Here is a 23,142-nt window from a genome sequence, read left to right on the forward strand (position 1 = left end):
ATAGAAAATTATCAACCAAATATTTGTTTTTAAGCACAGTTCATCCGGCGCAGGCCAGAATCCATGATGGAAGTAAAGGGCTATTTTGCTTTTACAGATATTTAATACTCAAAAGATACAGGGTAACTTAACGACATTGGTAGATTTGTTTATGAGTGATGATAATGGTTAAAACAGATCTAAAATTCTTTCCAGTTTCATTCCCCGGGACCCCTTAATAAGAATAGCATCTTCACTATTTTTTAGATGCCAGTTAATTTCTAGATCTTCATAAGATCTGAATTTTTTAATACGCGGATCGTTACATTTGGTATCAAAAAAAATATTTCCTATAAGATAAATCTCATTAACTTTTGTTTCGCTAATCTGGTCTGCTATTTTTTGATGCTCTATTGTTGCCTCCTTTCCCAGTTCGAACATATCTCCTAAAAAAACAATTTTGGAACTATATTTTAGTTGTGCAAAATTATTTATTGCTGCGGTCATACTGGTAGGATTTGCATTATATGCATCCAGAATAATAGTGTGCTTTTGTTTTTTAATTATTTGGGAACGATTATTTGTAGGGATGTAGGACTCAATGGCTGTTTTAATTTCACCGGCAGTAATATTAAAATAATTTCCTATTGCAATTGCAGCAGCTATATTGGTAAAGTTGTATTCACCAATCAGATTGGTTTCGATTATAATATCTTGGTAAAAAACAGTTACATTAGGATTAACATCCGCTAATTCTATAGTAACATTACTACTAGTGGATTTAGAAAAAGTATATGTTTTTATTCCTTGTGATGCATAAAAAAGCTTTTCGTCTTCAACATTTAGAAAAACCAATTTATTTTGCTTTTTTAAATAGTCATAAAGCTCTGTTTTACCTTTCAAGACTCCTTCAATAGATCCAAAGCCCTCCAGATGGGCTTTGCCAATATTAGTAATATAACCATAATCAGGTTTGGCAATGGTACATAAAAAAGCTATCTCTCCAATATGATTGGCTCCCATTTCTATAATTCCTATTTCGGTATCTTTTGTCATGGACAAAAGAGTAAGTGGGACACCTATATGGTTATTTAGGTTCCCCAAAGTAGCCGTTGTTTTAAACCGAGAAGAAAGCACAGAGTTAATCAATTCTTTGGTAGTGGTTTTTCCATTACTTCCTGTTAAAGCAATGACAGGGATATCAAGATATTGCCGATGATAAGAAGCCAGGTCTTGCATTGTTTTTAAAACATCATTTACAAGAATACATTTTTCTGAAATGTTATATTTTACTTCATCTACTATAGCATAGTTTGCACCAAGCTCTAATGCTTTTTTTGCGTATGTATTTCCGTTAAAATTATCCCCTTTTAAAGCAAAAAAAATCGAGTTTTGGTTAATTTTTCTAGTATCGGTACACACACCGTTACTTACTAAAAACAATTGGTGTAGTTGAGAAATGGTCATTAATTATTTGGTATTAAAAAGCCCTGCACAAATTTTGTCAGGGCTTTAAGTAATTTATAACGAACTTTATAATAAATATAATTTATTATTTTTTAGGTTTTTGATGTCTTGGTGTTTTTTGCTTTTTAGCTTTGGTACCAACACGGGACATTGCGTTTCTAAAACCAATATAGTCTGTAGCCATATCTTGAGGCATAAATCTTCTTTGCGCAGGATCTAACCAGTATGCTCTGTCTTTCCATGATCCTCCTTTATATACACGTACTTTATTATCAACGATAGTAGTTCTTTTTGTAGACTCATCATATCGTCTGTCCATTTTTGTACTATCTTCAGCATCAGGTCCTACATAATGAATAGGAGCATTGTACATTCTTCTGTTTGGGGTATTTTGGTCTTGATAACCCTCATAATATCTGGAAGAACTCTTATCCCCATCTCTGTAGTTTCTATTGTCACTATCGGTGAAATTAGTTCTCATGTAGGTTTCGTTTTCATCGATAGGAACTTGTAAAATTCCACCAGGCAATACTCTTGCTATGATTTTACCATTACTAAGCGTATCATAAACAATAGAGTCTGTCATAACTATTTTTACAGTTCCATCAGGATTGATAGCATTTTTGGTATACACATTACCTCTGTAGTAATTAAAATCATTGTATTCATCATCTACAATTGGTCGGTACACATCTGCTACCCACTCAGCAACGTTTCCTGCCATATCGTATAAACCATAATCATTAGGCTCATAAGATTTTACTGGTGCGGTAATATCTGCTCCATCATCACTCCATCCTGCTATTCCACCATAATCACCATCTCCTTGCTTAAAGTTTGCCAATTGGTCACCTCTTGTTCTTCTTGCTCCGGATCGAGTATATTTACCACTCCATGGATATTTTTTCTTACCACGATATATATTGTAGCTTCTAAGCTCTACTAGTGCTAAAGCTGCATACTCCCATTCCGCTTCAGTAGGGAGTCTGTATTTAGGCAAAAGTAACCCGTCTTTTCGTTGTATATATAAACCGGTAGAGTCATTTCTTTTTTCATATCTTTCAGAAGCTCTGCCTCCTCTGGTAGCTTCATCGTTACCACCATAAGTTTGTGAAGGAGCGTTTAAATAAGTTTCTGTGTCAAAAGTACTTTCTGCTGATACATCTTCAAAAGGAGCATTTTTCTTGATTACATCTTCTTCTTCAAGAATTCTTTCATTAACACGATTGGTTCTCCAGTTACTGAATTCTATTGCCTGAATCCAATTTACACCTACAACAGGATAATTTGCATAAGCGGGATGACGCAAATAGTTATTTATCATCATTTCATTAAAACCAAGTCTGTTTCTCCAAACTAAAGTATCAGGAAGTGCCCCGTAATAAATATTTCTGTATTTTGGTTCAGTAGGGGGGTAAACTCCTTTTAGCCAATCCAAATATTCCAGATACATCACATTGGTAACCTCTGTTTCATCCATATAAAAAGATTGAACGTGCTGCTGGCTAGGAGTATTGTTCCAGTCGTGCATTACATCATCTTGTACACGTCCCATAGTAAAAGTACCACCTTCAATGAATACCAACCCTGGTCCGGTTTCTTGTTCTTTGTAATTTGTAGCTACTTGAAAGCCACCATCCTTAGAGTTGTATTCCCAACCCGTAGCTCTAGAATTACTCCCGTAATTGTTCTTAGAACAACTAAAAAATAATACACTAATGGAGAGTACCATTAGCGACTTAAAAATAAACGCGTTTTTCATAATCTTAAGTTCGTTAAAGTAGAAATTAGGGCTCGCAATATAATTAATAAACGTTAAAATTCCCCTAATTTTTTCAAAATATTATCAATTCACATTTTTTTATGAATTTATAACGACTTTTGGTTTAACGCAATATTAATAAGTTTATTATTTATCCCCTAGTAAAAACTAAAAATATAAATTGTTAAAAATCTGTTTATGATCTTGTATAAGGTGTTTGAGACATAATAATTGTAAAACTACCTTGTAAAATTATTTAGCTATCGAGGACTTAAGTCTTACTCAATAATCACTAAATATATGAGCGCAAATTACAATTTATTTTCTCTGAAATTTTGTAGAAAACAGAAACAATTATTAAACTTTATTTATATAAAACAGGATAAAATATAAGATATCTATAAAATTGACGTTTATAAGCAATCAACTAAAAAAAATAAGAACTCACTATTCTTAGTAACTAAATAACTATATATTTGTCAAACTCAATTTTTAAAGGATATGAAAAGAATATTAACCCTTAGCTTAGCGTGTGTTACATTTTTAACTCTTAAAACGCAGGCTCAGGAAAAAAACAGGGCGATAACGACTGCAACGCCATTTTTATTAATTGCGGCAGACGCACGAGCGGCAGGTCTTGCAGACCAAGGGGTTGCTACTTCTGCAGACGCATTTTCACAACAATGGAATCCGGCTAAATACGCATTTATAAAAAACAAACAAGGAGTTGGGGTTAATTATACTCCTTATTTAAGTAGTCTTGTTAATGATATATTTTTGGGAAATGTTAACTATTATAACCGCCTTAATGAACGAAGCGCTGTAGCCGCAAGTTTTAGATATTTTAGTCTGGGGGATATAGAGTTTAGACAAGGGCCTAACGATGAGCCCAATGTTCAAAAACCTAATGAGTTAACATTGGATATCTCTTATGCTTTAAAATTGGATGAAAGATTTTCTATGGCAGTAGCAGGACGTTATTTACGTTCTGACCTTAGGTTGCAAGGACCAGAAAATGACGCAAGTGCTGCAGGAAGCTTTGGAGTAGATATTGCAGGTTTTTACAGAAGTGATGAGATAGCTTTTGACTCTTTTAATGGTAGATGGAGAGCAGGTGCTACCATATCTAATATAGGGCCAAAAATAAAATATGATGATGCCGGACAAGAAAATTTTATACCTACTAATTTTAGACTGGGAGGCTCTTTTGATTTTATATTTAACGAAGAGAATCGAATTACACCATCTATAGAAATTAGTAAATTATTAGTTCCTACTCCTTTAGATCCGGATGCGGATGGAAATGGAATAGTAACTCCAGAAGAACAAAAGGCAGCTAATACCGAGTACAATAATAAAAGTGCATTTGGATCTATTTTTTCTTCATGGGGGGATGCGCCAGATGGATTTAGCGAAGAACTAAAGGAAATGACATGGGCACTGGGTGCAGAATATATGTATCAGGATGTATTTGCTTTTAGAGCCGGATATTTTAATGAAAGCGAAGAAAAAGGAGCTCGTAAATTTTTATCATTAGGGGCAGGATTTAAGTATAATATTATAAATCTGGATATATCTTATTTATTCTCTACTTCGGCAGTTAAGAGCCCATTAGAAGGAACATTACGTTTTGGTCTTTCGTTTAATTTTGGAGACGAATATTACGACTAAAAAAATAATAGAAATATAGAAAAAGTATCAGACTTTATTAGGTTTGATACTTTTTTTGTTTGTAGTACATTGTAAACATAATAATATAGTGACTTTTTAAAATAAATGTATTCTGGTTAATAATTATAGAAAACGTTTGTTTAAGTGTTTAAAGTGTTAAAAGAAATAATACTATATGAAAGAAATTGAAATAAAATCTGTTTTACAAGTCTATGATTCTTATGATGAATTACCAGAAGATATTCAAAAATTAATGAAGCAATCTATGATGATTAGAGATAAGGCGTATGCTCCTTATTCAGAATTTTTAGTCGGAGCAGCACTTTTGTTAGAAAACGGAGAAATTATTCTGGGAAATAATCAGGAAAATGCTTGTTATCCATCCGGGTTATGTGCAGAGCGAACCGCAATTTATTATGCCGGAGCTAATTTTCCTAACGTTTCTATTACTACAATGGCATTAACCGCCAAATCATTAAAACATAAACTACTTACTCCAACACCTCCGTGTGGAGCTTGCAGGCAGGCAATAGCAGAATACGAGGTCAAGCAAAATTTGCCTATAACTATATATTTTATGGGAGAAACAGGCAAAGTTGTAAAGTCATTTTCATTATCAAATATTTTGCCATTAGTCTTTGATAATTCATATTTATAACGTTTTCGTTGATTTTATGGGCAAACTCCTTTTTCCTTAATTTCGAATATGTTATTTTTGTTTTTTTGTTCTCTATAAAAAATAAGGAGAAAATTAAATAATTGCTAGTTTTGAAACTAGTTTTTTATACATATACATCAGCACAATTATAAATGAAAAAGATAACCAAAGATGTTTACCTAAATTGGTACGAAGAAATGCTTTTCTGGAGAAAATTCGAAGATAAGCTGGCTCAGGTTTATATTCAACAAAAAGTAAGAGGTTTTTTACACTTATATAATGGTCAGGAAGCGATTTTGGCAGGAGCCTTACATGCTATGGATCTTACCAAAGATAAGATGATTACTGCATATCGTAACCATGTGCAGCCAATTGGTATGGGGGTAGATCCAAAACGAGTAATGGCAGAGTTATATGGTAAAGCAACTGGTACATCCCAAGGTCTGGGAGGGTCTATGCATATTTTTTCAAAAGAGCATCGATTTTATGGAGGACATGGCATCGTAGGAGGGCAGATACCTCTGGGTGCCGGTTTGGCATTTGCAGATAAGTATAATAAAAGAGATGCTGTAACCTTAACTTTTATGGGGGATGGAGCTACCAGACAAGGATCCTTGCACGAGACCTTTAACCTGGCAATGCTTTGGAATCTGCCTGTAGTGTTTTGTGTAGAAAACAACGGGTATGCCATGGGGACATCTGTTGAAAGAACCGCTAATCATACAGATATATGGAAACTAGGACTGGGTTATAAAATGCCTTGCGGGCCAGTAGATGCAATGAACCCTGTAAAAGTAGCAGAAGCCATGGATGAGGCGATCACCAGAGCAAGAACAGGAGGAGGACCATCTTTCTTAGAGTTGAAAACATATAGATATAGAGGACACTCTATGAGTGATGCCCAAAAATATCGTACCAAAGAGGAAGTAGCAGAATATCAAAAAATAGATCCTATAACCCAGGTTTTGGATATTATTAAAGCAGAAAATTATGCTACCAGTCAGGAAATTGAAGAAATAGATCAAAGAGTAAAAGACAGGGTGGCAGAATGTCAAAAATTTGCAGAAGAATCCCCGTTCCCGGATAAGAACGTAATGTATGATGTTGTATACGACCAGAAAAATTACCCATTTTTACCACACAAACCACAATAGATTATGGCTACAGTAATTAATATGCCGCGATTGAGCGACACCATGGAAGAAGGAGTTGTTGCGAAGTGGCTTGTTAAAAAAGGAGATAAGATTAGCGAAGGAGATATTCTTGCTGAAATAGAAACGGATAAAGCTACGATGGAGTTTGAGTCTTTTTATGAAGGAACACTGCTTCATATTGGTATTGAAGAAGGTCAGACAGCCCCTGTAGATCAATTGTTGGCAATTATAGGAGACGAAAACGAAGATATTTCGGATCTGTTAAATGGTAATACATCTGTTAGCACAGAAAAACCAAAAGCAGAAGAAAAAAACGAACCCGATCCCTCTCAAAAAAACACAGAAATACCTGAAGGAGTAGAAGTTATCACCATGCCTAGACTTAGTGATACTATGGAAGAAGGAACTGTTGCCACTTGGTTGAAAAAAGTAGGAGATACTGTTGAAGAAGGGGATATTCTTGCAGAAATAGAAACAGATAAAGCTACAATGGAGTTCGAATCTTTTTATAACGGAACTCTTTTGCATGTTGGTATTGAAGAAGGGCAAACAGCTCCTGTAGATGCTTTACTGGCAATTATTGGACCAGCAGGAACAGATATAACAAACCTTAAAGGAGGTGTTTCAAAATCAAAAACGGTTAAGCCAAAAGAAACTGCTAAAACAGAAGAAAAAAAAGCAGAGCCAGAAACAATAGCTTCTGGAGGATCAAACGTTTCTGGAGGTAGGGTTTTTGTATCTCCTTTAGCAAAAAAAATAGCGGCAGACAAAGGGATTGACCTTAGTAAAGTAAAAGGATCCGGAGAGAATGGACGTATCGTAAAAAAAGATGTAGAATCTTATGCACCAATAGCAAAAGAAAACATTTCTTTATCCGAAGCAGAGACTGTTTCTAAACCAGCGGTACAAGTATATACGCCGGCAGGAGAAGAAAGCTTTGAAGAAGTGAAAAATTCACAAATGCGCAAAGCAATAGCCAAATCTCTTTCGGCCTCCAAATTTAATGCCCCGCATTATTATCTTACTATCGAGATAAATATGGAGAACGCAATTGCTTCTCGTAAAAACATAAATGAATTACCGGATACCAAAGTGTCTTTTAATGATATAGTAGTTAAGGCATGCGCTATGGCACTTCGTAAACATCCGCAAGTCAATACACAATGGACAGATGTTGCAACAAAATATGCCAAGCATATTAGTGTAGGTGTGGCAGTAGCAGTGCCAGATGGTTTAGTGGTACCTGTATTGCCTTTTACAGATCAAATGTCTCTTACTCAAATAGGAGCCAAAGTTAAAGATTTGGCAGGAAGAGCTCGTAATAAAAAACTAACCCCTCAGGAAATGAGCGGTAGTACATTTACCGTTTCTAATTTAGGAATGTTTGGTATTCAGGAGTTTACATCTATTATTAACCAGCCCAATTCTTCTATTTTATCAGTAGGAGCAATTGTAGAAAAACCAATAGTAAAAAATGGGCAAATTGTGGTTGGTAACACAATGAAAGTGACTTTGGCATGCGACCACAGAACAGTTGATGGAGCAACAGGAGCGCAATTTTTGCAAACCTTAAAGCAGTATATTGAAAACCCGGTAACAATGCTGGCATAATTATATAATCAATACAAAACATTGATGGTAAAATCCTGCTTCATTAGAAGCAGGATTTTTTATCTTTGAAAATAACTTAAATCCGGATTATGTAACAGAACTTCGGGATGAGACTTTGAACTACCATAAATACAATGAGTTTCTTAGTTTTTGCATAGCAGTTTATCCTGAGTTTATCGAAGGGCTATGGTTAATTAAAAAATTAAGGGTAACAGTTGTATTTACAGTAGATTAAAAGTATAATAGATTTTCTGTTACATAATCCGGGCAATGTCGTTAAGTTAAGAATTTAAACTATGGATTTAAAATTTGTTAATGATGGATTCCAGTCTCGTTCTTCAACGGGATGACAAATTGCCGGGATAACAAAATAACCAAAACACAATGCTTTCTGCTTGTCCAGCGTAGGCAGGAATCCATGATGGAAGTAAAGAGGTATTTTGCTTTTACAGATATTTAATCCTCAAAAAGATACAGCTTAACTTAATAACATTGATAATCCGGGTTTAACAGATAAATTAGTACTAACTAGCTTTTTACATAAAAACAGTATTATGCATAAAAACATTTTTATTATTTTGATCTCAGTTTTGTTTATTAATTGTAAGCAAACAACTATAGCGCAACCACAAGCCAACACAACTGAAAATCAAATCCTGGAAAAAATCAAATCCTCAGAAATTAAAGATATTATTGGTTTTTTGGCGAGTGACGAATTGGGGGGACGCGATACCGGCAGTGAAGGTCTTGAAAAAGCAGCGAAGTTTATTGAAGAAGAATTTAAAAAATATGGTGTAGCTCCTTATTTTGAAACCTATAGAGATACCTTTAGAGCAACAGGTATAGAAACATATAACATTGTAGGGTTTATTAAAGGAACAGATCCTGTACTGGCAAATGAGTTTATTATACTGGGAGCACATTTTGATCATATAGGTACAGGAAACGAGGTAAACGGGGATACTATTGCTAATGGGGCCAATGATAATGCAGCAGGAAGCAGCGCTGTACTGTCTATGGCAAAACAGTTTGCACAATTAAAAAATAACAAACGTAGTATTCTTTTTGTACTGTTTGGGGCAGAAGAAAAAGGTTTGTTAGGTTCTGAACATTTGGCAAACCTACTAAAAAATAAAAATACAGAGGTATATACTATGGTCAATTTTGAAATGATAGGAGTACCATTAAAAGATAAACCCTATAAAGCATATATAACAGGGTATGACAAATCTAATATGGCAGAAAAGATAAATGATTATGTGGGCTCAGAATTTATCGGTTACTTGCCAAAAGCAAAGGAGTTTCAATTGTTTATGAGAAGTGATAATTATCCATTCTACATGCAATTTAAAGTGCCTTGCCAAACAATTTCGACCTTTGATTTTACTAATTATAACTATTACCACCATGTAGATGATGAGGCTTCCGAAATGAACTATGAATTTATAGCAGAGTTTATCAATGATTGTGTTCCGGCAATAGTAAAAATGGCAAACACAACCAATAAAGAGATTACGTTAAATAAATAAAAATTAAAAGATCTCCCGTGTTGCGGCGAGTATGTTCTATAAAAAAAATGAAAAAAATCATCATTACCGGAGCTAGCAGAGGTATAGGGTACGAATTAGCAAAACAATGTGCAGATGCGGGACATCAAGTCTTGGCACTTTCTAGAAATGAGCTTCCTGTTGCGGCATTGCAACATAAAAACATACATACATTTTCTTTTGATATTAGTAAATCAAAAGATCTTAAAAAAATGACAGATTATATTGCCTCTGTTTGGAAAGAAGTAGATATTTTGATTAATAATGCTGGTAAATTAGTAAACAAACCTTTTGATGAAATTTCTACTCAAGATTTTGAAGAAGTGTATAAAGTAAACGTTTTTGGTGTAGCCGAAATTATACGATTAATTTTGCCTTATATGAAACCTGGTAGTCATGTAGTTACTATAAGTAGTATGGGAGGAATACAAGGTAGTATGAAATTCCCGGGGTTAGCAGCATATAGCTCAAGTAAAGGAGCAGTTATTACATTAAGCGAGTTATTGGCAGAAGAATATAAAGAAAGTGGTATTGCTTTTAATGTTCTGGCATTAGGGGCAGTACAAACCGAAATGCTAGAAGAAGCATTCCCCGGTTATAAGGCACCCTTAACCGCTGTTGAAATGGCAGATTATATAAAAGAATTTTCTTTGACAGGAAATAAATTCTATAACGGCAAAGTGCTTGAAGTATCCAGTAGTACACCTTGATTAGTGATAATTCTTAGTGGCGGATTAGCTATGTTTTTTTTGCTTAAACGTTGGTTTCCCTTGGTTTTTTTACGGGTGTAACTGTTTCACTATGTGATGGATATGAGTAGTTTTTTTGAGTTTTTATATTCATTAAAAAGAAATAATTCCCTTTTGTGTTTGGTTAATAAGAGATATATTTAATATGTACTATTATATTATTAAAAGGCATTGAAATAAGTAATAGTATAGGGCGAAATCCGAAAAGCCTCTAAAAGAGTAGGAATCTTAAAACCCACACAAAATGAAAACATTTTTTAAACTTTATTTACCATTTTTTATTCTTTTTTTTATGGTCACAAGTTGTGATAAAGAAGAATTAAATATTGAAGAATCAAATATTGAAAACACAAAAAAACTTCAAAACAAAGTTGCAGAAACAGGAATTGTAGAAATCGTACATAACTATGACTACTATGGAGAAAAATTTAAAATCTTGTATGTATTGGATACAAAAGAATCTCAAATAGTAAAAGTAGATGGAGATGTACAAATGGCAGAAAGAATTTTTGGGAAAGAAGATGCTCCTCAAGGATTGTTTTTTGAAGATCACAAAGAAGGAGAAACCGCTATCAATGTAAAAGTTTTTAAAACCAATGAAGAAGTAGATCGTTATGTAGAAAAAATAGCAGGGGATTTTCCTAAAGAAACATCAGAACAACAAGTCGTAAAAGAAGCTTGTGTTGATGGATCTGTTAATGGAAGCGGAACCTTCTATTTTTACTATCATATTAACTATGTTACTGAAATGACAGGTATAAGAAGAACTAATAAATATTTCTATAAAGATTGGGATTTAGGAAGTTATAACGATCACATGTCTTCTCTAAGAGTTACAAAACCATGGGGACGCAGAGCATATATAAGACTGTATCAACATAATTGTTATAATGGCAGGACCTTAAATTTTTATTCTCCATATAATCAAACTGTTGCTGGAGCAAAAGATTTAAGAAATTACACACTTTCGGGATGGTGGTTCTGGAGAAAATCATGGAATGATAAAACATCATCATATAAAGTCTGGTCTTGGTAAATACATCCTTGATCTTATGGTATTTTTGATATTATAAAGTGAATTTGATAAGCCATCGATTAAAATAAAATTGATGGCTTTTCTTAATTTTTTGGTTCCCTGTTTTTTAAACTTTATTTTATACCATTTATACTTTGGAATTTACGGTAATAAAGCACCTGTTTCAGAATAAAAAAGTACCGTGGCTGTTTGCCCTTAGCAAATCAAAGAGCTAAGTCTGTTTTTTTTTTCTTCCTGCCATAAATTTAACTATATTATTAACTTATTTTTTCTGTTGTATTGTTTTCTAAGTATGATTTTATAGATTGATTACGGGATATAAGAAACCTGGTAAGATACTTTTTTAGAAATAGGGTATCCAGTAGTTTTCCTAAAAAAACCAGAGGTGTTTCATATTCAAGTATATCTACCATTTTGGTGCTGGATTTGATTGTGTAAAAATAATGCTGATGTTTAAAGTATGTAAAATGCCCTTTTACCATTTCGTCTGTAAAATTATTTGGATATTCAAAAGTGGTAATTTCACTTTTGTGAGTAAGATATATGCCAAAATGTTTTCCTTTCCAGGTAACGGTTTCTGATAGTCCTATTAGCCCAGATGTTCGTCCTGCGATTGCTTTTTCCTTTGTTTTTTTAGCAGATATTATATGAAAATCAATACTTCTTGACAGGTCAAATACTTGGTGTAATGGTGCTTTTATTTCGGTTTCTAAATATATGGTTGTCATGTGCTAATGAACTAGATGGTTTATTGCTGTTTTAAGCTCGGGGTATCTAAATTTGAATCCGTGATTTTCAAGTTTTTCAGGGATTACATTTCTGCTTTTTAGGATGAGCTCTGTTTCTGTCTTTATTAATCTGGCTCCAAACTCTAGCAGAGGTTTTGGTATTGGTATTCCGAAAGGAACACGTATAATTTTTCTAAGGGTTTTCATAAAAATTGAATTTGTACAAGGTTTTTGGGAAACAATGTTAATTACCCCTTCAATTTTTTTGGTATGGATTATAAATTCTATACTTCTGGCAAAATCCAATTCGTGTATCCAACTTATTTTTTGATTTCCCAAACCTTGTTTTCCACCAAAACCAATTCTCGTTAAATTTAAAATAGGATGTAAAGCTCCGCCGTTTTTACCTAAAACAATAGCGGTTCTTAAAGCTACTTTTCTTGTATTCAAAGTTTGTTGTTTAAACAATGCTTTTTCCCAGGATTTAGCAACATTTACAGAGAACCCTGTGCCTGTCTCTCCATTAATTTCATCCATTTCTTTTTCTAATGAATGACGATAAATGGTAGCTGTAGAGGAATTTAACCAAATTTTGGGCGGGTTTGTACATTTTTGGATTGCTTCAGCTAATACGATGGTAGAGTCTGTCCTGGACGATAAAATAAGATTTTTATTCTTTTTATTATACCTGCAGTCCACTGATTTTCCAGTTAGATTTATCAATACATCTGCATTGTTGATTTCGTTTGCCCAATTCCCGATGGTTTTGGCATCCCAATTCACATATTTAATATTGTTTATTTCCTTGTTTTTTCCACGAGTTAGTATAATAATAGTTTTTACTTTTGTTTTGAAATACTCGGTTACTATTTTTCCTAAAAAGCCTGTTCCGGCTGCGATTACCATTTTTTTCATTATCGATCTATTTTTCTGCGGTTATTATATAGTATCCAAAGTTTTTTATATGTAATCCCGATAATAGGGCAAATAGGGATCCTTTTAAATTTTTTAAACTTTGAGGTTTTAATGGTTTTTTCTTTATCAGGGTTTTAATTATAAAACCAGTAATAGCAAAGGGTACATGTAGCACAGATGGGGCTACTTTAAAGGATACATCTTCAATATTTATATTTTTAAATCCGATTTGATACAGTGTATCCTTCACTTTGTCAATATTACCTAAACCTTCCAAACTCCAGCCTTTGCATAATTGTTCATAGCAATAATTACTGCCAATACATAGATGTTCTTCTTCTTGTTTTAAAAAGGCATCTGCTATAACTAATTTAGAATTTGGTTTTAATATTCTGTACGCTTCTTGTAAAGCCTGTTTATTGTGTCCACAATGACAAAAACTCTCGATAGCATAAGCACCATTTACACTATTGGTTTTGAAAGAGGTGTTACAATAATTTTCTTCTAGGATTAATCCGTTTTTGTGCTGTAGCCTTTTGTTTCCTTCTTTAGCTTGAAAAGGAGATAGTGTTACACCTATGATATAAAGTAATGGATATTTTTTTAACCCATATTGTATGGTGCCACCAATACCACAACCAAGATCTGCCACCAACGAGTTTTGTTTAGGAACATGTAAACGATCAAAAACCTGTTGGTTCATTTGATTAAGCATAGAATCTCGTTTAAATACATTGGTTTTAAAAGGGATGTAGTATCCAAAGTGCATATTAAAATCTGTACTCCAGAATTTATAATCTTCGGTTGCTTCATCATAAAAACGTATTATTTTTTCTTTTGAAGCAGATTTTTTAAATCTTAATTTATCTAAAAGGGTTAAGGTGCTCATACGTAGTGGTTTTGTTAAAGGTTAAAAAAATCCTGTACAGTTGTATATTGCTAATAGAGTGTAGATTGTAGCAAAAAGAACAAATAAACAATTCATGAAATAACTGCCGAGTTTGAATATTCTTTTTTTAGGAATATCATACATAGGGTAATAGGCAATTTGAGTTATTACTTTTCCTACCCAATAAGCAGCGATAAGACCAGTTATGGCAATTGCTAGTTCTGTTTGATTTTTCAGGCTTTCCGGGATTAGGATTGCGATACATCCAAAAGAAAAATTAAGACCTTGAATGTATCTTCCATAAGTTTTTGCAATTTCCTGGTTAAGAGGTTTTAACTTTTTTACATCGGTATACCAATCAAATACTTTATGTCGTATATAAGGATATATTAATGCTGTAAATATTTGACCAATTCCTCCTGTAATTAGTAACCAATTTGGTATAGTCAAGGTCATAGTTTTTATTGTTTTAAATTTTCAGAAAATATTGAAACATAAATTTTAAATAAAAAGGAGAAAAACTCCTTCGTATTTTTGCATTGTTATTTAATAAGTTTTATCAAAGCTTTTGTGACCCAGTTTTGATCTTGTCCAACCACTTTATTCATCATGATATCCAGATTATTTGCCATTTCGTGCAATGCTTTGGTTTGTTTTATCAATTCTTTTGTTTTAGAGGTTCCGTCTTCTTCAATATTAGAAACATCATTTAATATTTTAATTGTTGGTTGTAGCTCTCTTCTGCTTCTTTCTTTAGCTATTTGTCTTGCTAGTTCCTGTACATTTTTTTCTGAAGTGAAGTATTCTTTTCGTTCCCCCATTTTATTTTCTTTAAAAACAATACCCCAGTCCATTAATTGGCGAAGATTCATACTGGTATTACCTCTCGATATTTGTAATTGTTCCATAATGTCTTCCATAGAGAGAGGTTCTGGAGAGATTAATAATAAGGCATGTATTTGTGCCATAGCTTTATTTATTCCCCATAAAGTGCCGAGGGATCCCCAAGTAGATATAAACTTATTTTTAGCTTCATCATAATTCATGTTTCAAATATATAAAAAATATTAAACTTTCAAAAAATATTGAAAATAAAATTAATTTAAGTGCTAAAAATATAGTTGTAATATTTCTATAAGAATAATGCTTGTAAAGCATTATTTATAATTAAAAGTGTACTAAATTATGTTTTAGGACATCTTATATAGGATATAGGACATAAACATATTGCTTTCATGATGGTATTTTTAATAAATTCGTTTACTAATAACTTTACACAAACACAAACTCAAAAAATTAACTTCATGAAATCTCAAAACTTACTCCATCTCTGTAATAAGGATATTTATTCCTCATCATATTATCAATATGCCATGATGAATTAATGCTATTTATTTAATTACAGACAAAATATAGAAATAATCCACTATACTTTTTTGTAGCCTATAATTCATTTATTTCTGAAAAATTTAGTATTTAAAAAAAGAGCATATATTTTATTTATACTTATTTTTTAAGAGGTGCAGGGATGCTGTTTTTATTAAAAAGAATAAGATGAAACGCATATATAAACTATGTTAGTTTTTAAGGTAGAACTCTGTTTTTTTTACAATCAAACGATTATCATGTTTTTTATTCCTTATAGCAGGTTTTTAATTTCCCAAAATTTGCCTCGAAAATAAAATATATTTTTTCAGAAGTATATCTCGTGAGTTTGCTCCGAGGTTATTGATTTCTACTTTTTTGAAATAGAATGTCTTTTAGTATTTGGTGTTATCTCTTTTAAACTATTTAAACACAAATTGTATAACTCAACAAATCAAAATTAAAAATGAAAAAAATTAATCTATTTATCTTAACGATGTCATTAAGTATATGTGCATCTTTGTACGCCCAAGAGCGTAAAGGTATGTTTTACGCCACTATGGACACTCAGAGTGCATTACAATTAAAAAAAGACCACCCTGATGATGTAAAAATTATTAAGTCGGTAAACGAATATAGTGCAGTAATGCTCAATAACCATTCGGCAGAAGAACTACATCATACTGGATTGAAACACGGGCCAGGCTATTTTTATGAATCTTCAAAAGAAGAAGCTCTACAAGCTATTCAACAGATTATTTCTATCGATAAGCAAAAAACTTCTTTTGCAAAAAGAGCTGTAGCTTTTGAAATTACTCAGGATCAATTGGTAAATCAAAGTTTAGGATTGGTTAATAATACCAATATCGATAGACAAATAAAAGAATTAGAGAATTATGGTACTCGTTATCATACTACAGCTAGTGCAAAAAAAGCTTCTACAGATTTAAAAGTAAAGTGGGAAGGTTTGGCAGGAAATCGTAGTGATGTATCTGTTAGATTGGTAAACCATTCTAATACTTCAATGCCATCTGTTATAATGACTATAAAAGGAACAGAAAAGCCAGATGAGTATGTGGTACTTGGGGGGCATTTGGATTCGACATCACCACGGGATCAAAGTAATGCCCCGGGAGCAGATGATAATGCATCTGGTATTGCTACTATTACAGAAGTTGCCAGAGTTTTATTTAGCATGAATTACAAACCAAAAAGAACTGTAGAATTTATGGCATTTGCTGCCGAAGAAGTTGGTTTGGTAGGATCTAAAGAGATTGCGAGGGATTATAAAAACCGTAATGTAAATATAGTTAGCTATATGCAATTAGATATGACTAATTATAAAGGATCTGCACAAGATGTTTTTATAACTACAGATTCTTATAATAGCACTTCTTTAAATAATTTTTTAAAGAAATTAATGGATCATTATAATGCTTCGGGAACACATAAGATCACTTATAATAATTCTGCTTGTAACTATGGTTGTTCTGATCATCATAGTTTTGCGCAACAAGGATACGAAACAGCATTTCCTATTGAAGCAAAATTTAGCGAAAGCAACCCTAATATACATACATCTGGAGACACATCGTCCAAATTTCCTACTGCAAATGCAACACATGCAGCCAAGTTTGCAAAATTGGCCTTAGAATATCTTATAGAGATATCTAATGCAGGTTCTGGTGGTGATCCAAACCCAACAAGTTACTGTGCTTCTAATGGGCAAAAAACATCAGATGAGTATATAGGTAAAGTAACTTTGGGAACTATTAATAAAACTTCTACTGCTGGAAATGGTGGGTATAGTGACTTTACTGCCGAGTCTGCTAACTTGTCTAAAGGATCATCAAATACTATTACTATTACACCAACATGGAGCGGGTCTTCTTATAATGAAGGATATGCAGTTTGGATAGATTATAATCAAGATAAAGATTTTGAAGATGCAGGAGAATTAGTATGGAGCAAGGCAGCATCCAAAACAACTCCGGTAAGTGGTAGTTTTACAGTACCTTCTGGAGCAAAAGATGGAAGTACAAGAATGCGGGTATCTATGAAATATAATGCAGTGCCTACATCTTGCGAATCTTTTGAATATGGAGAAGTAGAAGATTATACAGTTGTAATTGGAGGATCCGGTGGGGGAGATACCCAAGCACCTTCTGCTCCTACAGGTTTAGCTTCATCAAATGTGGCACAGACTACTTTAACACTATCATGGACATCTTCTTCAGATAATGTTGGTGTGACCGGATATGATGTGTATAAAGGAACTGCGGTTGAAACTTCCGTTTCAGGAACTACTGCTAATATAACAGGGTTAACAGCTGGTACTGCATACACATTTAGTATAAAAGCAAAAGATGCTGCGGGCAATGTATCTGTTGCAAGTAATGTAATAAACGTAACTACCCAAGGAGGAAGTAGTGATCCTTGTGCAGGAGTTCCGCCATATAGCTCTTCTGAAACATATCAACCAGGTAATCGGGTAACCTATCAAGGTAATCTTTATGAAAAAACTAGTACTGGCTGGACTCATATTGGACCTTGTGGAGGTCTTTTTGCAAGAAATTCTGTAGCTGATTTATTAGCAGATGACAGTTTGGCTTTTGATTTTTATCCTAACCCTGTAACAGAAGATCATATAGAAATTACGGTTAATAATGGATTATGGAAATCAGGAAGTGTGTTAGTAGTAGATGTAAAAGGAAATATAGTACAAGAAATTAAGCTTAAAAACAAAGCTACGCAGGTCAACACCTCAAAGTTTTCTGCCGGAGTATATTTCTTGACACTTTTTAATGGATCAAAAAGCTATACAAAACAGATGATTATAAAGTAATACAGGTTATGATTGTGTTTGTATTGCATAAATAAAATATAATATCAAGATGTCAGTTCTGGGCTTGCCAAAAGTTGTTTGTTATGATTAAAAATCCGGCAAGCCCTTTTTGACATTTATCGAGATATTTATTTTAATAACCCTGCTCGTTTTAATAAAGCTTCGGGTTTGGGTTCCTGACCTCTAAAACGCTTATAGAGTACCATTGGGTTTTCAGTTCCGCCTTTAGATAATACATGATCTTTAAATTTGGTGGCAATCTCTTTGTTAAAAATTCCATTTTCTTTAAAATATTCAAAAGCATCAGCATCTAATACCTCTGCCCATTTATAAGAGTAATATCCGGCAGAGTATCCTCCCTGAAAGATATGTGAAAAAGCAGTACTCATACAATTTTCTTCTACATCGGGGTATAAAGAAGTAGCCGCAAAAGTTTCTTTTTCATGTTCTTTTACGTTTTTTACCACAGATGGATCTTTTGCATGCCATGACATATCCAATAATCCAAAACTTAATTGACGAAGAGTGGCCATCCCTTCCATAAACGTTGCAGATTCTTTGATTTTTTCAATTAATTCTATTGGAATTACTTCGCCGGTTTCATAATGTTTAGCAAAAAGCTCAAGAGCTTCTTGTTCATAACACCAATTTTCTAGTATTTGGCTAGGCAACTCTACAAAATCCCAATATACACTAGTTCCCGATAAACCGGGATAAGTTGTATCTGCAAGCATACCATGCAATGCATGACCAAATTCATGAAATAAAGTAGTAACTTCATTAAATGTTAATAAAGAAGGTTTGCTGGGAGTAGGTTTAGTGAAATTACAAACGATAGAGACGTGCGGGCGTATATTGTCCCCATTTTTTCTCATTTGTGATTTATATGAAGTCATCCATGCCCCATTACGTTTTCCTGGTCTTGGATGAAAATCTGCATAAAATAGAGCAACAAAATTTCCTTCCCAATTTGTAACATTGTATGTTTTTACCTCTTCATGGTAAGTGTCTATATCTTTAGTTTCTTCAAACTGAAGCCCGAATAATTTATTGGCAACCGTAAATACCCCATCAATTACATTTTCCAGTTTAAAATATGGCTTAAGCTTTTCGTCATCCAGATCAAAAAGTTTTTGTTTTAATTTTTCAGAATAATAAGCACCATCCCATTTTTGAAGCACATCAATACCATCTAATTCTTTGGCAAAATTTTCTAATTGTTTAAACTCATTTTCTGCAGCAGGTTTTGCTTTTTCCAGAATTTCATTCAAAAAAGAAAATACCCTGTCTGGTGCTTCTGCCATACGCTCTTCAAGAACATAATCTGCATGTGAGGCATATCCTAATAAAAGAGCACGTTGGTGTCTAAGGGTTGCTATTTTTAAAACAATGTCTTGATTATCCAAAGAGTCTTTGTTAAATCCTTTGGATCCAAAAGCAAGCGCAAGTTTTTTTCGTAGCTCCCTGTTATCCGCATACGTAATAAAAGGTATGTAGCTGGGATAGTCCAAAGTAATTAACCAACCTTTTTTGTCCTTGGCTTCAGCCATAGCTTTGGCAGCTTCTTTAGCCCCTTCTGGTAAACCAGATAAATCCGATTCTTCGGTGAGTAACATTTCAAATTTATTGGTCTCTGCCAAAATGTTTTCTCCAAATTTTAAGCTTAAAGTAGAAAGTTCTTTGTCTATTGCTCTAAGTATTTCCTTTTTATCATCAGGTAGATTAGCTCCATTTCTTGAAAATGATTTATATCTTTTTTCAAGCAGTCTGGACTGTTCTGCATTAAGGTTTAATACATCTTTTTGTTTATAGACAGATTCAATTCGATTAAACAAATCAAGATTAAGAGCTATATCATTACTATATTCAGAAAGTAAAGGAGAAGCTTCTTGTGCTATTTTTTGAATTTCATCATTAGTTTCGGCGCTATTCAAATTAAAAAACACACTGGTGACTCTGTCCAGAAGTTCTCCGCAATAATCCAAAACCTCTATAGTATTCAAAAAAGAAGCTGGTTCAGGATTAGTAACTATAGCATCTACTTCTTTTTTAGCAATAGAGATACCATTTTTGATTGCGGGTAAAAAATGCTCGGGCTTTATTTCTGAAAAAGGAGCAGTATCGAATAATTGTAATAATGGGTTTTTCATTTTATAGTGATAATTTCTTGTTTTTATTACTTATGTCGAAAAAAATAACCTTTTGTCGAAAAACACTCAATGGTTATCTGTGTTTTTATCAAAACTAAACTATATACAGATAGATTTGACAAGGTTTATTAGTATGGTCTGTTATTAGAACAGGTGGTTATTTTTATTTGGGGTATGAATATTAATAATTGTTTCTAATATTAAGGACCAAATTTGATGAAAGAGCTGCAATTTTTGCGGCTCTTTTGCTTTTTATTTTTAAAAAAAACGTTTTTTTGGGTTAATAACTTGTTTTTAATGTCTGCTTTTTCAATCAAAAGTCATTTGGAAATGTCAAAAATATGCTTTTTAACGAATATATAGGTATTTTATCGAAAAGTATGTAAAATTTAACATTACTTTTATTGTGTAATCAAAGTAAGGTTTTACCTTTGTTTCAGGTTTTAAGAGTAATGGTCTTACGTTGAATTTTTTGTGTAATATATTTAAGTTGGTTAATAAATATTGTTATATTCTTTTGTAAGACCTGATATTCAAGAGAGCTACTGAAAAGTAGCTCTTTTTTTTTATTGCTTTTTTATTTGTTTAGCTCCTTCAATAACTTTTTGCTTCAATCCTTCTTTGTACATAATAATTTTATCTAATATACATTTGTCACTGGCTCCCAGGATTTGAGCAGCCAAAATACCGGCATTCAATGCCCCATCCAAAGCAACAGTTGCTACAGGAACTCCTCCTGGCATTTGTAAAATAGATAATACAGAGTCCCAACCATCTATAGAGTTGCGTGATTTTACAGGTACACCAATAACAGGCAAAGGAGACAGGGAAGCTACCATGCCTGGCAAATGAGCAGCTCCTCCGGCACCCGCAATAATTACCTGTATTCCTTTGGTATGCGCATTTTTTGAATAATCAAACAATTTTTCCGGGGTACGGTGTGCAGAAACGATATCCACTTCAACTTCGATATCAAAGCCCTGTAGAACCTCAATAGCTTTTTCCATTACAGGCATATCACTTATACTGCCCATTATAATTCCTACCTTGCTCATTATTTATTGTATGTTTTATAATTAATTGTTTAATAAAAAATTAGAAAAGATGTTTCTGTTAATAGATTTTTTCATCTCAAACCTCTATGTACTAATTACTTTTATTGTACTTTTTACTTGCTCTGCTATCTTTCTGGCTTCATCAATGTTTTCATGAATTATAGTAACATGTCCCATTTTTCTAAAAGGCCTTGTTTGTTTTTTTCCGTAAATATGGGGGGTAACACCTTTCATTTTAAGGATGGACTCTATATCTTTATAGACTACATCTCCGGTATATCCTTCAGCACCCACCAAGTTTACCATAATACCGCCTACTTTACTTTCTGTAGCTCCAAGAGGTAAATCCAGAATAGCTCTTATATGCTGCTCAAATTGATTGGTATAACTGGCTTCAATACTATAATGACCACTGTTATGGGGTCTGGGAGCAACTTCGTTGACAAGGATGTCATCATCCTGCGTTTGAAACATTTCTACCGCTAATATCCCAACATGCTCAAATGCCTGAGATACTTTTTCTGCAATTTTCATTGCTTTTTTTGCAATTTCTTCCTCTATTCTGGCTGGACATATAACATATTCTACCTGATTGGCTTCCGGATGAAACTCCATTTCTACAACAGGGTATGTTTTGATTTCCCCACCAGGGCTTCGGGCTACAATAACCGCCAGCTCGTTTTTAAAATCAATCAAGCTTTCTGCAATGCACTCTGTATCTGGTAATTTTGCCAGGTCTGCCCCTGATTTAATTATACAAACACCTTTGCCATCATATCCCCCTTGCGTGCTTTTCCATACAAAAGGTAGTTTTACTTTATTACTTGTAATCCCTTCTGTAAGATGAGTTTTGTTAGAAAATCTAACGAACTCTGCGGTAGGAATTTTTTTCTCCTTATAAAATAATTTTTGGCGCCCTTTATTTTGTATTTTTTCTAAAGTTTTTGAACTTGGATATACTTTTTTTCCTTCTTTTTCCAGTTGAATTAAAGCATCTATATTTACCGACTCAATTTCAAAAGTAAGTACATCTACTTTTTTTCCAAAATTGTATACCGTGTCATAATCCATTAGATTGCCCTGTTGAAAATGGTCGCAAGCTATTTTGGAAGGGGCATCCTGGCTAGGATCAAGAACATGGGTTTTTATATCGTATTTTCGGGTTTCATACAACATCATTTTACCTAGTTGCCCTCCTCCTAATATTCCTAACTTAAAGTTTGACGAGAAAAAGTTTGTCATTTCTGGGGTTTTATTTATGCTTTAAGCAGCAAAAATAATTTTTTCGGCAACAATATCCATACTATTGCAAGGTAAAAACCATTATTATATTTATAAGGATATAAAATAAAAAAATATGTAATTCATAATTTATGATTTGCAATCTATTTTATATAAAGATTTGATTTCTATATGGTATACTATTAAGGATTAAATTATCTAAACTTACCTCAAAAAATAAATAGAAGTATACCCATGAGTTTGGTCTCTTGTCATGTTGTATCATTTTAACTTTAAAACAGCATCAATAAATTATTTCTTTTTCATCTATTTCCTCTTG

At 33.2% G+C, this 23,142-nt stretch carries 18 protein-coding genes; 8 read left to right on the forward strand and 10 right to left on the reverse strand.

Annotation, left to right across the window (positions count from 1 at the left end; all coding sequences use genetic code 11):
• Nucleotides 1-168: 168 nt before the first annotated feature.
• Both ACZIYX_RS15875 and gldJ read right to left on the reverse strand, forming a co-directional pair.
• Nucleotides 169-1,446, reverse strand: a complete 1,278-nt coding sequence (locus ACZIYX_RS15875; protein ID WP_462683233.1) for a UDP-N-acetylmuramoyl-tripeptide--D-alanyl-D-alanine ligase — start codon at nt 1,444-1,446, stop codon at nt 169-171.
• 85 nt (nt 1,447-1,531) lie between these two features.
• On the reverse strand, nt 1,532-3,208 hold the full coding sequence (gene gldJ, locus ACZIYX_RS15880; RefSeq protein ID WP_462683234.1) for a gliding motility lipoprotein GldJ: 1,677 nt from the start codon (nt 3,206-3,208) through the stop codon (nt 1,532-1,534).
• 501 nt (nt 3,209-3,709) lie between these two features.
• On the opposite strand from gldJ, the gene porV reads away from it, so the two are divergent.
• From porV to ACZIYX_RS15915, 7 genes are all read left to right on the forward strand, one after another.
• A complete protein-coding gene (porV, locus tag ACZIYX_RS15885) occupies nt 3,710-4,879 on the forward strand; it encodes a type IX secretion system outer membrane channel protein PorV (protein WP_462683235.1) in 1,170 nt (389 codons plus the stop codon).
• A 175-nt stretch (nt 4,880-5,054) separates the two neighbouring features.
• On the forward strand, nt 5,055-5,537 hold the full coding sequence (locus ACZIYX_RS15890; protein WP_462683236.1) for a cytidine deaminase: 483 nt from the start codon (nt 5,055-5,057) through the stop codon (nt 5,535-5,537).
• 152 nt (nt 5,538-5,689) lie between these two features.
• A complete protein-coding gene (gene pdhA / locus ACZIYX_RS15895) occupies nt 5,690-6,691 on the forward strand; it encodes a pyruvate dehydrogenase (acetyl-transferring) E1 component subunit alpha (RefSeq protein ID WP_462683237.1) in 1,002 nt (333 codons plus the stop codon).
• A gap of 3 nt (nt 6,692-6,694) precedes the next feature.
• On the forward strand, nt 6,695-8,302 hold the full coding sequence (locus ACZIYX_RS15900) for a 2-oxo acid dehydrogenase subunit E2 (protein ID WP_462683238.1): 1,608 nt from the start codon (nt 6,695-6,697) through the stop codon (nt 8,300-8,302).
• Between the two features lie 554 nt (nt 8,303-8,856).
• A complete protein-coding gene (locus ACZIYX_RS15905; RefSeq protein WP_462683239.1) occupies nt 8,857-9,831 on the forward strand; it encodes a M20/M25/M40 family metallo-hydrolase in 975 nt (324 codons plus the stop codon).
• 47 nt (nt 9,832-9,878) lie between these two features.
• Entirely contained in the window at nt 9,879-10,559 is a 681-nt protein-coding gene (locus ACZIYX_RS15910; RefSeq protein ID WP_462683240.1) for an SDR family NAD(P)-dependent oxidoreductase, read from the forward strand.
• A 283-nt stretch (nt 10,560-10,842) separates the two neighbouring features.
• Entirely contained in the window at nt 10,843-11,634 is a 792-nt protein-coding gene (locus ACZIYX_RS15915; protein WP_462683241.1) for a hypothetical protein, read from the forward strand.
• A 257-nt stretch (nt 11,635-11,891) separates the two neighbouring features.
• Here ACZIYX_RS15915 and ACZIYX_RS15920 read toward each other — a convergent pair whose 3' ends face one another.
• The 5 genes from ACZIYX_RS15920 to ACZIYX_RS15940 all read right to left on the reverse strand — a co-directional run bounded on the left by ACZIYX_RS15920 (nt 11,892) and on the right by ACZIYX_RS15940 (nt 15,212).
• Nucleotides 11,892-12,362 carry an SRPBCC family protein gene (locus ACZIYX_RS15920; RefSeq protein WP_462683242.1) on the reverse strand — a complete coding sequence of 157 codons (471 nt, stop codon included), beginning with the start codon at nt 12,360-12,362 and terminating at the stop codon, nt 11,892-11,894.
• Nucleotides 12,363-12,365: 3 nt separating this feature from the next.
• Nucleotides 12,366-13,277, reverse strand: coding sequence for a TIGR01777 family oxidoreductase (locus tag ACZIYX_RS15925; protein WP_462683243.1), 912 nt, complete (start codon nt 13,275-13,277; stop codon nt 12,366-12,368).
• A 7-nt stretch (nt 13,278-13,284) separates the two neighbouring features.
• The gene (locus ACZIYX_RS15930) at nt 13,285-14,166 is read right to left on the reverse strand and encodes a methyltransferase domain-containing protein (protein ID WP_462683244.1); all 882 of its coding nucleotides are present in this window, start codon (nt 14,164-14,166) and stop codon (nt 13,285-13,287) included.
• Between the two features lie 21 nt (nt 14,167-14,187).
• Nucleotides 14,188-14,622: a hypothetical protein gene (locus tag ACZIYX_RS15935; protein ID WP_462683245.1), complete on the reverse strand. Its 435-nt coding sequence runs from the start codon at nt 14,620-14,622 to the stop codon at nt 14,188-14,190.
• An 86-nt stretch (nt 14,623-14,708) separates the two neighbouring features.
• Nucleotides 14,709-15,212, reverse strand: a complete 504-nt coding sequence (locus ACZIYX_RS15940) for a GbsR/MarR family transcriptional regulator (protein ID WP_462683246.1) — start codon at nt 15,210-15,212, stop codon at nt 14,709-14,711.
• A 785-nt stretch (nt 15,213-15,997) separates the two neighbouring features.
• Between ACZIYX_RS15940 and ACZIYX_RS15945 the strand changes: the two genes are divergently transcribed.
• Nucleotides 15,998-18,376, forward strand: coding sequence for a M20/M25/M40 family metallo-hydrolase (locus ACZIYX_RS15945; RefSeq protein ID WP_462683247.1), 2,379 nt, complete (start codon nt 15,998-16,000; stop codon nt 18,374-18,376).
• 128 nt (nt 18,377-18,504) lie between these two features.
• Here ACZIYX_RS15945 and ACZIYX_RS15950 read toward each other — a convergent pair whose 3' ends face one another.
• From ACZIYX_RS15950 to ACZIYX_RS15960, 3 genes are all read right to left on the reverse strand, one after another.
• Entirely contained in the window at nt 18,505-20,526 is a 2,022-nt protein-coding gene (locus ACZIYX_RS15950; protein ID WP_462683248.1) for a M3 family metallopeptidase, read from the reverse strand.
• Between the two features lie 566 nt (nt 20,527-21,092).
• Nucleotides 21,093-21,581 (reverse strand): 5-(carboxyamino)imidazole ribonucleotide mutase, encoded by a 489-nt coding sequence (gene purE, locus ACZIYX_RS15955; protein ID WP_462683249.1) that lies wholly within the window; start codon nt 21,579-21,581, stop codon nt 21,093-21,095.
• 84 nt (nt 21,582-21,665) lie between these two features.
• The gene (locus tag ACZIYX_RS15960) at nt 21,666-22,823 is read right to left on the reverse strand and encodes a 5-(carboxyamino)imidazole ribonucleotide synthase (RefSeq protein ID WP_462683250.1); all 1,158 of its coding nucleotides are present in this window, start codon (nt 22,821-22,823) and stop codon (nt 21,666-21,668) included.
• Between the last annotated feature and the right edge of the window lie 319 nt (nt 22,824-23,142).

The organism is Aquimarina sp. (assembly GCF_977115655.1).

Coding starts and splice junctions, on each gene's coding strand:
- ACZIYX_RS15905 (WP_462683239.1), top strand. CDS start 8,857: ATGCATAAAAACATTTTTATTATTTTGATCTCAGTTTTGTTTATTAAT.
- pdhA (WP_462683237.1), top strand. CDS start 5,690: ATGAAAAAGATAACCAAAGATGTTTACCTAAATTGGTACGAAGAAATG.
- purE (WP_462683249.1), bottom strand. CDS start 21,581: ATGAGCAAGGTAGGAATTATAATGGGCAGTATAAGTGATATGCCTGTA.
- ACZIYX_RS15945 (WP_462683247.1), top strand. CDS start 15,998: ATGAAAAAAATTAATCTATTTATCTTAACGATGTCATTAAGTATATGT.
- ACZIYX_RS15900 (WP_462683238.1), top strand. CDS start 6,695: ATGGCTACAGTAATTAATATGCCGCGATTGAGCGACACCATGGAAGAA.
- ACZIYX_RS15920 (WP_462683242.1), bottom strand. CDS start 12,362: ATGACAACCATATATTTAGAAACCGAAATAAAAGCACCATTACACCAA.
- ACZIYX_RS15935 (WP_462683245.1), bottom strand. CDS start 14,622: ATGACCTTGACTATACCAAATTGGTTACTAATTACAGGAGGAATTGGT.
- ACZIYX_RS15915 (WP_462683241.1), top strand. CDS start 10,843: ATGAAAACATTTTTTAAACTTTATTTACCATTTTTTATTCTTTTTTTT.
- ACZIYX_RS15910 (WP_462683240.1), top strand. CDS start 9,879: ATGAAAAAAATCATCATTACCGGAGCTAGCAGAGGTATAGGGTACGAA.
- ACZIYX_RS15890 (WP_462683236.1), top strand. CDS start 5,055: ATGAAAGAAATTGAAATAAAATCTGTTTTACAAGTCTATGATTCTTAT.
- ACZIYX_RS15960 (WP_462683250.1), bottom strand. CDS start 22,823: ATGACAAACTTTTTCTCGTCAAACTTTAAGTTAGGAATATTAGGAGGA.
- ACZIYX_RS15940 (WP_462683246.1), bottom strand. CDS start 15,212: ATGAATTATGATGAAGCTAAAAATAAGTTTATATCTACTTGGGGATCC.
- gldJ (WP_462683234.1), bottom strand. CDS start 3,208: ATGAAAAACGCGTTTATTTTTAAGTCGCTAATGGTACTCTCCATTAGT.
- ACZIYX_RS15925 (WP_462683243.1), bottom strand. CDS start 13,277: ATGAAAAAAATGGTAATCGCAGCCGGAACAGGCTTTTTAGGAAAAATA.
- porV (WP_462683235.1), top strand. CDS start 3,710: ATGAAAAGAATATTAACCCTTAGCTTAGCGTGTGTTACATTTTTAACT.
- ACZIYX_RS15930 (WP_462683244.1), bottom strand. CDS start 14,166: ATGAGCACCTTAACCCTTTTAGATAAATTAAGATTTAAAAAATCTGCT.
- ACZIYX_RS15875 (WP_462683233.1), bottom strand. CDS start 1,446: ATGACCATTTCTCAACTACACCAATTGTTTTTAGTAAGTAACGGTGTG.
- ACZIYX_RS15950 (WP_462683248.1), bottom strand. CDS start 20,526: ATGAAAAACCCATTATTACAATTATTCGATACTGCTCCTTTTTCAGAA.